Genomic DNA, 12,154 nt, shown 5'->3' with positions numbered 1-12,154 from the left:
AACCTGCGACCAATTGATTAAAAGTCAACTGCTCTACCAACTGAGCTAACGACCCACTCTGGCATTGCTTTGGGCTTGTTTGATATCCCTTGGCAACGGCGGCATATATTACTGATTTCAGAATTCAGCGCAACTAAAATTTCGATAAAGATCACTTAACTGCTGGCGATTCAGGCGACAAGACCAGAAATAACGCAATTTCTGGTCATGCCGTAATCAACCAAGAGCATTAAGTCGTTTTTGCGCTTGTTTCGCACCGTCGGTGCCGGGGAATTTATTGATCACCTGCTGGTAAACCGCTTTCGCTTTCGCGGTATCACCTTTGTCCTGCATGATCACGCCGACTTTAAACATCGCGTCAGGCGCTTTTGGCGATTTCGGGTAGTTCTTCACCACCGAAGCGAAGTAAAACGCCGCGTCGTCTTTTCTCCCCTTATTGTAGTTCAACTGCCCGAGCCAGTAGTTAGCGTTTGGCTGGTAGGTTGAATCCGGGTACTTTTTGACGAAGTTTTGAAACGCCACCATCGCGTCATCCTGGCGTGAGGCATCCTTCACCAGGGCAATAGCGGCATTATAATCGGTGTTCGCATCGCCGGTCATCGCCGGGGCGCCTGAGGTGGCCGCTGGCGCTGCGCTGGTGGCAGCCGCGCTCTGATCGCCAGAAGACGACGGAGCCTGCGCACCTGATGCTGCGCCGCCACCGCTGCTCAAACTATCTATCTGCAGCAGAATCTGTTTCTGGCGCTCAACGATCTGATTCAGCTGGTACTGGTTCTCCTGGATCTGCCCGCGGAGAGAATCAATGTCAGTCTGGTTATCAGAGAGTTGTTGCTGGAGTTGGGTTAAAAGCTGGCTGTGAGCATTGGAAATACGCTCGAGTTGAGTGACGCGGTCTTCGACCGAGCCTGAGCCGACACTACTGATTGGCGCCTGAGCAAAAGCGGCCCAGGGGGCCGCTATGCCAACCAGTAACGACAGACTCAATAAATGATGTCTGAAGTTACTGCTCATGCAATTCTCTTAGTAAACCAGTACGGCGCGACGGTTTTTGGCATATGCCGCTTCGTCATGACCCAGTACTGCTGGTTTTTCTTTACCGTAAGAAACGATGGAGATCTGATCGGCAGAAACACCTTTGCCCTGCAGATACATCTTAACGGCGTTAGCACGACGCTCACCCAGAGCGATGTTGTATTCCGGCGTACCGCGCTCATCCGCGTGACCTTCTACAGTCACTTTGTAGGACGGGTTGCTGCGCAGGAAGTTAGCGTGCGCGTCCAGCATAGCAGCGAAGTCAGAACGGATATCGTACTTGTCGAGATCGAAGTAAACGATGTTGTTCTGCTGCAGCTGCTGCATCTGCAGACGAGCTTGCTCTTCAGAAGACATGTTGCCGCCGTTACCGTTAGCGTCCATACCAGTGCCGGCACCCAGCATGCCTTCACCGCTCTGGTCGTTGCTGGCGTTCTTGTTAGAAGAACATGCCGCGATTGCCATAACCGGCAGAGCGATCATCAGCCCTTTCAGCACTTTGTTCAGTTGCATTTCTTTGATTCCTTTAATAATCAATTATTTATTATCACAGATACGGCGACCAGGCAGGCGATTTTACCTGTCCATCAGTTGCCGGAAGACGCGCTTTGAAACGCCCATCTGTAGAAACCAGATTCAGCACGGATCCCATCCCCTGAGAAGAGCTGTAGATTACCATAGTGCCGTTAGGTGCCAGACTTGGCGTTTCGTCTAAAAACGTTGATGACAGAACCTGTACACCACCCGTTTCCAGATCTTGTTTGGCAATGTGCTGCTGACCGCCGGCCGAGCTGACCATTACCATGGTTTTACCATCCGCGCTCACGTCGGCGTCCTGGTTCTGAGAACCTTCCCAGGTGATACGCTGCGGCGTGCCGCCATTAATGTTGACTTTATATACCTGCGGACGACCTGCCTGGTCAGAAGTGAAGGCCAGATTCTGGCTGTCCGGGAACCAGCTTGGTTCGGTGTTGTTGCTGCGACCGTTGGTCACCTGACGAATCTGACCCGATCCCAGATCCATTACGTACAGGTTCAGGCTACCGGTTTTCGACAGCGCGAACGCCAATTTAGAACCATCCGGTGAGAACGCCGGGGCGCCGTTGTGCTGCGGGAAGGAGGCGATCTGACGCACAGAGGCGTTCGCCAGGGTCTGAACCACCAGCGCAGAACGACCGCTTTCAAAGGTAACGTAGGCCAGTTTAGAACCGTCCGGAGACCAGGCCGGGGACATCAGCGGCTGGGAGGAACGGTGAACCAGGAACTGGTTGTAACCATCGTAGTCGGACACGCGCAGTTCGTAAGGGTACTGGCCGCCGTTTTTCTGCACCACGTAGGCGATACGGGTACGGAAGGCGCCCTTGATGCCGGTCAGCTTCTCAAATACCGCGTCGCTGGCCGCGTGCGCCGCATAGCGCAGGTACTGCTTAGTGACTTTAAAAGAACCTTGCGCCAGCGTTGTGCCCGGCGCTCCGCCGGTGTCCACCAGTTGATACGCAACCTGATAAGAACCATCCGGATTTTGCGTGACCTGGCCGACGACTACGGCGTCAATACCCAGCGCAGACCAGGCAGCAGGCTGCACTTCCTGGGCACTGGTCGGCTGCTGCGGCAGACGAGAGCGATCCAGCGGATTGAATTTACCGCTGTTGCGCAGGTCAGCTGCCACGATACCACCGACATCTTCCGGCGCAGCGCCCTGGCCGGCCCACTGGAACGGTACCACGCCGATAGGGCGCGCCGAGTCCACCCCCTGGGTGATCTCGATACGTACTTCTGCGTGCAGCACCGCCGCCCACAGCATTAAAAAACCAAATGCTACTCGTAATGCCTGCTTCATCATATCTCCCTTATCCGGGCGGAAAGCCCACGATAATTTAGCAGAATGTTAACAAACTCAAATATACAAAACTACCAAAACCCTGTGACTACCATAGATTGTTTTTCCCCGTTTGCACGGGGAAAAATGTCACTGAGGTTTGAAGTCCAGTGGCGCATTTTTGAAGACTTCATATACTGCCTGGCTAGGTGGTTTCGGAAACTTAGCCTGTCGGGCTGCGGCAAGAGCGGCCTGGCACAGAGCAGGATCACCACCTTCGGACTGTATATTTAACAACAGGCCGTCAGGAGCAAGTTTGATACGCAAGGTACATGTTTTGCCCGCATAGGACGATGCGTCATAAAACTTACTTTCAATCGCCGATTTTATCTGTCCGGCATAGTTGTTGATATCAGCCCCTGAGGCACTGTTTTTAGTATTACCACTCCCGGCAGCGGAGGCATTGTTTCCTTTGGCCCCACCGCCTGTTTTAGGCGCATTCTTACCAGAACTCAGATCGCCGAGCAGGTTGTCAACGCCGTCCGCTTCTTTCGCAGCCGCCGCTTTCTTCGCCGCCGCGGCTTTTGCTGCTGCCGCCTTGGCCGCTTTATCAGCTGCAGCCTTCTCTGCTGCAGCCGCTTTCGCTGCCGCCGCTTTTTCAGCGGCTGCGGCTTTCTCGGCGGCGGCCTTCTCAGCGGCCGCTTTTTGCGCGGCGGCTTTCTCAGCGGCTTTTTCGGCAGCCGCTTTTTCAGCTGCCGCCTGCTTAGCCGCTTCCTGCTGGGCTTTTTTCTCCGCTTCCTGTTGCGCTTTCTTCGCAGCCGCCGCTTCCGCTTTCTTCTGCGCCTCGGCCGCAGCTTTCGCCGCTTCAGCTTCCGCCTGTTTCTTCGCCTCGGCAGCGGCTTTCGCTGCAGCGGCTTCGGCCTGCTTCTTCGCGTCAGCAGCCGCCTTGGCCGCCGCCTGTTCTGCCGCTTTCGCCTGGGCATCCGCCTTCGCTTTCGCCTCGGCGGCCGCTTTGGCAGCGGCTTCCTGCGCTTCTTTTGCCTGTGCGTCCGCTTTGGCTTTTGCCGCCGCGGCGGCCTTGGCAGCCGCTTCTTCAGCCTGCTTCTGCTGCTCCTTCGCTTCTTTCGCCGCTTCCTGCGCCTGCAGCCGCTCCTGTTCGAGCTGTTTCAGCCGTTCCTGTTCCGCCGCCTGTTTCTCACGTAACTCTTCCGCCTGCTGCTGCGCCTGTTTTTCACGCTGTTCAGCGGCGCGACGTGCGCTGGCCTGCTGCTGTTGCTGACGGTTATAGTTATTTACCACCGCCCCCGGATCGACCATGACGGCATCAATCGACGATCCGCCGCCGCCGCCGGCAGAGGCATCCAGATGCTCGTCAAACGAACTCCAGATCAGCAGCGCGATCAGAATGATGTGCAGCGCGACTGAAATGATGATCGCTCGTTTAAGCTTGTCGTTTTGTTCGGTTGCCTTTGACACTATCGGTTCCCAAAAACTGTTCGCCTGTATCCGCGATGCGCACCGACGGCGAGCGATACCCGCCACCGGACGCCGCGCGGACGCACCTACCTGAAGCGATTAAATAGGTTTGGTCATCAAGCCGACCGATTTAACCCCTGCACTATGCAACAGGTTCAGCGCTTTAATAATTTCATCGTAAGGGACGTCTTTCGCACCGCCGATCAGGAATACCGTTTTTTCATTGGCTTCAAGACGACGCTTCGCTTCGGCAATTACCTGCTCCGGCGGCAGCTGGGACAGCGTCTCCTGCCCCACCTTCACGCTGTACTGCCCTACCCCGGAGACTTCCACAATCACCGGCGGATCGTCATTGCTTTTCACCGCTTGCGATTCCGTGGCGTCCGGCAGATCGACTTCCACGCTCTGCGTAATGATCGGCGCCGTTGCCATAAAGATCAGCAGCAGCACCAGCAGGACATCCAGCAGCGGAACGATGTTGATCTCGGACTTCAGTTCGCGACGTCCGCGTCCACGTGCTCTGGCCATGGCTTACCCCTTATTGCTTTCGCTGGTGGTAAAGGCCTGACGGTGCAGAATAGCGGTGAACTCTTCCATAAAGTTGTCGTAATTCAGTTCAAGCTTGTTCACGCGCTGGTTCAGGCGGTTATACGCCATGACCGCCGGGATCGCGGCGAACAGACCAATCGCGGTGGCGATCAGCGCTTCGGCGATACCTGGCGCCACCATCTGCAGGGTGGCCTGCTTCACCGCGCCAAGGGCGATAAAGGCGTGCATAATCCCCCAGACGGTACCGAACAGACCGATATACGGGCTGATCGAGCCTACGGTGCCGAGGAACGGAATATGGGTCTCCAGCGTTTCCAGTTCGCGGTTCATCGAAATACGCATCGCACGCGATGCCCCTTCGACAATCGCTTCCGGCGCATGGCTGTTAGCCCGATGCAGGCGTGCAAACTCTTTGAAACCGCTGTAGAAGATTTGTTCCGAACCGGTCAGGTTATCGCGACGCCCCTGGCTCTCCTGGTACAGACGAGAGAGCTCGATCCCGGACCAGAATTTGTCCTCGAACGCTTCAGCTTCACGCGCGGCCGAGTTAAGGATACGCGTTCTCTGAATAATGATAGCCCAGGAAGCGATAGAAAAACCAATCAAAATCAACATGATAAGTTTTACCAGAAGGCTCGCCTTCAGGAACAAATCAAGGATATTCATGTCAGTCACTGCTTAAACTCCGCGACAATAGACTTGGGAAGCGCACGTGGCTTCATTAAGAGTGGATCAACGCACACAATGAGAACCTCAGCTTCGTTTAACACTGTATTCTCGGCGTTGACGATTCGCTGCGTGAAAACCAAAGAGGTGCCGCGCATCGAGGTAATTTCCGTCTGGACTTCGAGCATGTCGTCGAGTCTGGCGGGGGCAAAATACTCCAGCGTCATTTTGCGAACCACGAAGGCAACGCGTTCAGCCAACAGCACCTGTTGACTAAAGTGATGGTGGCGCAGCATCTCTGTGCGTGCTCTTTCATAAAAAGCGACGTAACTGGCGTGGTAAACCACACCACCGGCATCGGTATCTTCGTAGTAGACCCGAACCGGCCATCGAAACAGCGTTGTATTCACTTTACATCCCGGTAATGCAAAAAAAGGTTAGAGCTTTCAAACTTCGCTACTATACGCGCGGGAAAGGTGGTTTGGAATGGGGGAAAGTAAACGGGGCGTAAATTTTTATGGGCTTATGCAAGCCCATAGCATTAACAGAGATCTCTTATTCAAAAGAAGAAAAAGAAGAGACCTAAAGCGAGCACGATATCAGCGAGAAGCGGACAAAAAATCCCCTGCCAGTGAACGGCACGCGGGCGAAAGCCCACGCCGTGAATAACGCCGCTGCAAACCGCCCACATCAGCAAGAAACCATGCCAGATTTCCAGCTCGCTGGTCTTCGCCGCAAAGCGCGACGGATCCCAGAAAATGCAGCCAGCCAGCAGCAGCGCCATCAATAAGGAAAGCGCCCGGAGCGGGCGCTTGTCCATTATCGCGTACAGAGTAGCGATAAATTTCATCAGATTTCTTCTTTCTTCCCGGCTTTGGTGGCTTCCACGTGCTCAAGCGCCAGCGCGGTAATGACCCCAAAAGCACAGGCAAGAAGCGTTCCCAAAATCCATGCGAAGTACCACATATATAGCTCCTTACCTTAGTACAGCGAGTGGGTATTCTTTTCGATGTCTTCGCGCGTGATGCGGCCAAACATCTTCCAGTAACACCAGCTGGTGTAGGCCAGAATGATCGGCACGAAAACAATCGCCACGTAGGTCATCAGGTTCAGCGTCCGCTGACTGGAGGTCGCGTCCCACATTGTCAGGCTGGCGTTCAGCATAGTGCTGGACGGCATGATGAACGGGAACATCGCGATACCGGCAGTCAGAATGATGCAGGCCAGGGTCAGCGAGGAGAACAGGAATGCCCAGGCACCTTTATCCGCTTTGGTCGAAACGACGGTCAGCAGCGGCAACACCACGCCCAGGGCAGGCACCGCCCACAGCGCTGGCATATTGTTAAAGTTCACCATCCACGCGCCAGCTTCCCGCACCACTTCCTTGGTCAGCGGGTTAGACGGGCCGGTATGGTCAATCACCGATTTCACCACATAGCCGTCGATGCCGTAGTAGACCCACACGCCCGCCAGCGCGAAGCAGACCAGCGTCACCAGCGCCGCCACCATGGAAACGGTGCGAGTACGCAGGTGCAGTTCGCCTACGGTACGCATCTGCAGGTAGGTGGCGCCCTGAGTCAGGATCATCGCCACGCTGACGATACCGGCCAGCAGACCAAACGGGTTCAGCAACTGGAAGAAGTTACCGGTATAGAACAGACGCAGGTATTCATCGACGTGGAACGGCACGCCCTGCAGCAGGTTGCCAAAGGCCACGCCAATCACCAGCGGCGGCACGAAGCTACCGATGAAGATGCCCCAGTCCCACATGTTGCGCCAGCGGGTGTCCTCGATCTTGGAACGGTAGTCAAAACCGACCGGACGGAAGAACAGCGAGGCCAGCACCAGAATCATCGCCACATAGAAGCCAGAGAACGCCGCGGCGTAAACCATCGGCCAGGCAGCGAACAGCGCGCCGCCGGCGGTGATCAGCCACACCTGGTTACCGTCCCAGTGCGGGGCGATGGCGTTGATCATAATCCGACGCTCGGTGTCGTTGCGGCCGAGGAAGCGGGTGAGCATGCCCACCCCCATGTCGAACCCGTCGGCGACGGCAAAACCAATCAGCAGAATGCCAATCAGCAGCCACCAGATAAAACGCAATACTTCATAATCGATCATTTGACGACTCCTGTCTTAGCGTGCCGACTGAATAGCCGCAGAGGACTGTTCAAAGTGATAGCGGCCGGTTTTCAGGCTGCTAGGTCCTTTGCGGGCAAACTTGAACATCAGGAACAGTTCAGCCACCAGGAACAGCGTGTACAGACCGCAGATCAGCAACATTGAGAAGATCAGATCGCCCGCGGTTAATGATGAGTTAGCCACCGCCGTCGGCAGGACCTCACCAATCGCCCACGGCTGACGGCCGTATTCGGCAACAAACCAGCCCGACTCCACGGCAATCCACGGCAGCGGCAGGCCGTAGAATGCGGCGCGCAGCAGCCATTTTTTCTCGCCGATGCGGTTACGGATCACGCTCCAGAAGGAGGCGCCTATAATCAGCAGCATCAGGATGCCGCACGCCACCATGATACGGAAGGCGAAGTACAGCGGTGCGACGCTTGGAATGGAGTCTTTGGTCGCTTTGGCGATCTGCTCTTCCGTGGCGTCAGCGACGTTCGGGGTATAGCGCTTCAACAGCAGGCCATAACCGAGGTCCTTCTTCACGTTATTGAACTGGTCACGCACGGCCTGATCGGTTGAACCGGCGCGCAGCTGTTCCAGCAGCGCGTAGGCTTTCATGCCGTTACGGATACGCTCTTCGTGCTGAACCATCAGATCCTTGAGGCCGATAACCGGCTTGTCCACCGAGCGGGTAGCAATGATGCCCAGCGCGTAGGGGATCTGGATCGCAAAGTGGTTGGTCTGCGCATTCTGATCGGGAATACCAAACAGGGTGAAGGCCGCCGGCGCAGGCTGGGTTTCCCACTCTGCTTCGATAGCCGCCAGTTTGGTTTTCTGCACGTCACCCATTTCGTAACCGGATTCGTCACCCAGCACAATAACGGAGAGGATCGCCGCCATACCGAAGCTGGCTGCGATGGCAAAGGAGCGCTTGGCAAAGGCGAAGTCGCGACCTTTCAGCATGTACCAGGAGCTAATCGCCAGGATGAACATCGCGCCGGTGACATAGCCCGACGCCACAGTGTGAACGAATTTCACCTGGGCGACCGGGTTGAGCACCAGTTCAGAGAAGCTGACCATCTCCATACGCATGGTTTCGAAGTTGAAGTCCGATGCGATAGGGTTCTGCATCCAGCCGTTGGCGACAAGGATCCACAGCGCGGAGAGGTTGGAACCCAGCGCAACCAGCCAGGTGACGGCCATGTGCTGAACTTTGCCCAGACGATCCCAACCGAAGAAGAACAGACCTACAAAGGTGGATTCGAGGAAGAAGGCCATCAGACCTTCAATGGCCAGCGGCGCACCAAAGATATCGCCCACGTAATGTGAGTAATACGACCAGTTAGTCCCGAACTGGAACTCCATGGTCAGACCGGTCGCCACACCCAGCGCGAAGTTGATACCAAACAACTTGCCCCAGAATTTGGTCATATCTTTATAAATCTGTTTGCCGGAAAGGACGTAGACCGTTTCCATGATGGCCAGCAGGAACGCCATACCGAGCGTTAGCGGCACAAACAGGAAGTGGTACATCGCGGTCAAGGCAAACTGTAAGCGCGACAGTTCGACTATATCTAACATCATGACTCCTTGCTCATCGCATGAAGACTCCGAAAATGAACCGAGAAGCTCTGGCTCATACGCATGCCCCAATACAAATTTATTTGTCGCCCGTCCACAGCAGGTTTCAATCGAAGGTAAAACCATGCCAGGGTAAGGTTACAAATACGTTAACGAAAAACCCAATTGATTCCCCAATATATTACGCCGCAATAACCTTACAATAAATATGTTTTTATTGTTCCAGTTTTACATTTTTCGACGGTGATCAATATATAGTGAAGATGGCTGAATTCAGCCAATTTGACTTGAGACAATTTAACGTTTTTTGAGGGATTTTTCCAAGGATTAAGTATTGATATAAATCAATTTTTACTCTATGTGTTAATTATGTAGCCCAATAAAGAATATTGGTGAACTTAATGTTAATTAAGTGTTTAAACTATGGCTTTTCCAGTTACTAAAAAGAGAGATATGAGAATCATAGGTAATATTATTTAACGTCGTGGAAAAAAAACAAAAAAAAGGAACCGATCCGAATAATGTTAGACCGCTCACAGTATTTTATCTGCTTCCTTATCCCCTGCCCCACGCTTTTTCGCTGCCGCTTTTGTTTCCCAACGGTACAGCCGGGATATATTTTTTAGCCAGTACAGCGCATCGAAAATACTTATTAAATAATAAATTAAATCAATATGATAGATAGGGCTTTTCGCATAAAATCAATTCGTTGTTGGCGCTGCGGTTCTGACGAGACGGGATAACGGTCACAAAAAAGGCCACCTGACGGTGGCCAACCATGTCGAAATCGGACAGATTTCTGCTTGCGGACAAGCAGAGAGGGTTTACTTGATAATAGCTTTCAGCGCTTCGCCGATGTCGGCCAGGCTGCGAACAGTTTTCACACCCGCCGCTTCCAGCGCTGCGAATTTCTCATCCGCTGTACCTTTACCGCCGGCGATGATAGCGCCCGCGTGGCCCATACGCTTGCCTTTCGGCGCGGTAACACCCGCGATGTAGCCGACAACCGGCTTAGTGACATGATCTTTAATATAAGCAGCCGCTTCTTCTTCCGCGCTGCCGCCGATCTCACCGATCATGACGATCGCTTCGGTCTGCGGATCTTCCTCGAACATCTTCAGGATATCGATGAAGTTGGAGCCCGGGATCGGGTCGCCGCCGATACCGACGCAGGTAGACTGGCCGAAGCCGTAGTCGGTGGTCTGCTTAACCGCTTCATAGGTCAGGGTGCCGGAACGGGAAACGATGCCCACTTTACCCGGCTTGTGAATGTGACCCGGCATGATGCCGATTTTGCACTCGCCCGGAGTGATAACGCCCGGGCAGTTCGGGCCGATCATACGCACGCCCGCTTCGTCCAGCTTCACCTTCACGGTCAGCATATCCAGCGTTGGGATACCTTCGGTGATGGTGATGATAAGCTTAATGCCCGCGTCGATCGCTTCCAGGATGGAATCTTTGCAGAACGGCGCCGGAACGTAGATCACGGTCGCGGTCGCGCCGGTCGCTTCAACGGCTTCGCGCACGGTGTTGAACACCGGCAGGCCCAGGTGAGTGGTGCCGCCTTTGCCTGGCGTCACGCCGCCAACCATTTGCGTACCGTAAGCGATCGCTTGTTCAGAGTGGAAGGTCCCCTGGCTACCGGTGAAGCCCTGGCAGATAACCTTGGTATCTTTATTAATTAAAACTGACATTATTTCCCCTCCACTGCGGCAACAACCTGCTGTGCTGCGTCCGTCAGACTTTTCGCTGCAATAATATTCAGGCCGCTGTCAGCCAGTTTTTTCGCGCCCAGTTCGGCGTTGTTACCTTCCAGACGTACAACAACCGGAACGTTAACCCCTACTTCCGCTACCGCGCCGATGATGCCGTCAGCGATCAGGTCGCAACGCACGATGCCGCCGAAGATGTTAACCAGCACCGCTTTAACGTTGTCGTCAGAGAGGATGATTTTGAACGCTTCGGTCACGCGCTCTTTGGTCGCGCCGCCGCCTACGTCGAGGAAGTTAGCCGGTTCGCCGCCGTGCAGCTTAACGATGTCCATGGTACCCATCGCCAGGCCTGCGCCGTTAACCATGCAGCCGATGTTGCCGTCCAGCGCGACGTAGTTCAGTTCCCACTGCGCCGCCTGCGCTTCACGTGGGTCTTCCTGAGACTGATCGCGCATTTCGCGCAGATCCGGCTGGCGGAACAGCGCGTTGCCGTCAGCGCCCAGTTTGCCGTCGAGGCAGATCAGGTCGCCCTGCTTGGTGATCACCAGCGGGTTGATCTCGATCAGCGCCAGGTCGCGCTCAAGGAAAATAGTCGCCAGCCCCATGAAAATCTTGGTGAACTGCTGAACCTGTTTACCTTCCAGACCCAGTTTGAACGCCAGTTCACGACCCTGGTAAGGCATCGGGCCCGCCAGCGGATCGATGGCGATCTTGTGGATCAGGTGCGGGGTCTCTTCCGCCACTTTCTCGATTTCCACGCCGCCTTCGGTAGACGCCATGAACACCACGCGACGGGAGCTGCGGTCAACAACCGCGCCCAGGTACAGCTCTTTGTCAATATCGGTCGCCGCTTCAACCAGGATCTGGTTAACCGGCTGGCCGTTCGCATCTGTTTGATAGGTCACCAGACGTTTGCCCAGCCAGTGCTCGGCAAATGCGCGGATCTCTTCTTTGCTCTTAACTACTTTCACACCGCCCGCTTTGCCGCGGCCACCAGCGTGAACCTGACATTTCACTACCCACGGACCCGCGCCGATTTTTGAAGCGGCTTCTTCTGCTTCACGCGGAGTAGTACAGGCATAACCCACCGGCGCCGGTAAGCCATAGCGGGCAAAAAGTTGTTTTGCCTGATATTCATGTAAGTTCATGTGTTCAGTCCATCCTTCAGGGTGTAATTATCTTTAAACCTGTAGGC

General features: G+C 54.8%; 13 protein-coding genes. All 13 read right to left on the bottom strand.

From position 1 onward, the window contains the following. Positions 1-216: 216 nt before the first annotated feature. Complete coding sequence (gene cpoB / locus RRF55_RS21890; protein ID WP_002895071.1) at positions 217-1,011, bottom strand: cell division protein CpoB; 795 nt, start codon at positions 1,009-1,011, stop codon at positions 217-219. A 9-nt stretch (positions 1,012-1,020) separates the two neighbouring features. Further along, positions 1,021-1,545 (bottom strand): peptidoglycan-associated lipoprotein Pal, encoded by a 525-nt coding sequence (pal, locus tag RRF55_RS21885; RefSeq protein WP_002895068.1) that lies wholly within the window; start codon positions 1,543-1,545, stop codon positions 1,021-1,023. Between the two features lie 34 nt (positions 1,546-1,579). Next, the gene (gene tolB / locus RRF55_RS21880; protein WP_002895066.1) at positions 1,580-2,872 is read right to left on the bottom strand and encodes a Tol-Pal system beta propeller repeat protein TolB; all 1,293 of its coding nucleotides are present in this window, start codon (positions 2,870-2,872) and stop codon (positions 1,580-1,582) included. A gap of 129 nt (positions 2,873-3,001) precedes the next feature. Beyond that, positions 3,002-4,327 (bottom strand): cell envelope integrity protein TolA, encoded by a 1,326-nt coding sequence (gene tolA / locus RRF55_RS21875; RefSeq protein ID WP_004179068.1) that lies wholly within the window; start codon positions 4,325-4,327, stop codon positions 3,002-3,004. 99 nt (positions 4,328-4,426) lie between these two features. Next, entirely contained in the window at positions 4,427-4,855 is a 429-nt protein-coding gene (tolR, locus tag RRF55_RS21870) for a colicin uptake protein TolR (protein ID WP_002895061.1), read from the bottom strand. A gap of 3 nt (positions 4,856-4,858) precedes the next feature. Then, complete coding sequence (gene tolQ / locus RRF55_RS21865; RefSeq protein WP_004152221.1) at positions 4,859-5,551, bottom strand: Tol-Pal system protein TolQ; 693 nt, start codon at positions 5,549-5,551, stop codon at positions 4,859-4,861. Beyond that, positions 5,548-5,952 carry a tol-pal system-associated acyl-CoA thioesterase gene (gene ybgC / locus RRF55_RS21860; RefSeq protein WP_002895056.1) on the bottom strand — a complete coding sequence of 135 codons (405 nt, stop codon included), beginning with the start codon at positions 5,950-5,952 and terminating at the stop codon, positions 5,548-5,550. Before ybgC ends, tolQ begins: the two co-directional genes overlap by 4 nt. Before the next feature lie 149 nt (positions 5,953-6,101). Next, a complete protein-coding gene (ybgE, locus tag RRF55_RS21855; protein ID WP_023287382.1) occupies positions 6,102-6,392 on the bottom strand; it encodes a cyd operon protein YbgE in 291 nt (96 codons plus the stop codon). Next, positions 6,392-6,508: a cytochrome bd-I oxidase subunit CydX gene (gene cydX, locus RRF55_RS21850; RefSeq protein WP_002895051.1), complete on the bottom strand. Its 117-nt coding sequence runs from the start codon at positions 6,506-6,508 to the stop codon at positions 6,392-6,394. Before cydX ends, ybgE begins: the two co-directional genes overlap by 1 nt. Before the next feature lie 15 nt (positions 6,509-6,523). Next, the gene (gene cydB / locus RRF55_RS21845) at positions 6,524-7,663 is read right to left on the bottom strand and encodes a cytochrome d ubiquinol oxidase subunit II (protein ID WP_002895049.1); all 1,140 of its coding nucleotides are present in this window, start codon (positions 7,661-7,663) and stop codon (positions 6,524-6,526) included. A 15-nt stretch (positions 7,664-7,678) separates the two neighbouring features. Further along, complete coding sequence (gene cydA / locus RRF55_RS21840; RefSeq protein ID WP_002895047.1) at positions 7,679-9,247, bottom strand: cytochrome ubiquinol oxidase subunit I; 1,569 nt, start codon at positions 9,245-9,247, stop codon at positions 7,679-7,681. An 824-nt stretch (positions 9,248-10,071) separates the two neighbouring features. Beyond that, the gene (gene sucD, locus RRF55_RS21835) at positions 10,072-10,941 is read right to left on the bottom strand and encodes a succinate--CoA ligase subunit alpha (RefSeq protein WP_002895043.1); all 870 of its coding nucleotides are present in this window, start codon (positions 10,939-10,941) and stop codon (positions 10,072-10,074) included. Then, positions 10,941-12,107 (bottom strand): ADP-forming succinate--CoA ligase subunit beta, encoded by a 1,167-nt coding sequence (gene sucC, locus RRF55_RS21830; RefSeq protein ID WP_002895039.1) that lies wholly within the window; start codon positions 12,105-12,107, stop codon positions 10,941-10,943. The genes sucD and sucC overlap by 1 nt, the downstream gene beginning before the upstream one ends. Between the last annotated feature and the right edge of the window lie 47 nt (positions 12,108-12,154).

This window comes from Klebsiella sp. K47 (assembly GCF_051858335.1).
Classification (GTDB): Bacteria; Pseudomonadota; Gammaproteobacteria; order Enterobacterales; family Enterobacteriaceae; genus Klebsiella; species Klebsiella pneumoniae.
The sequence above is the reverse complement of the archived record's forward strand: the minus strand, read 5'-3'. Positions and strand labels throughout refer to the sequence as shown.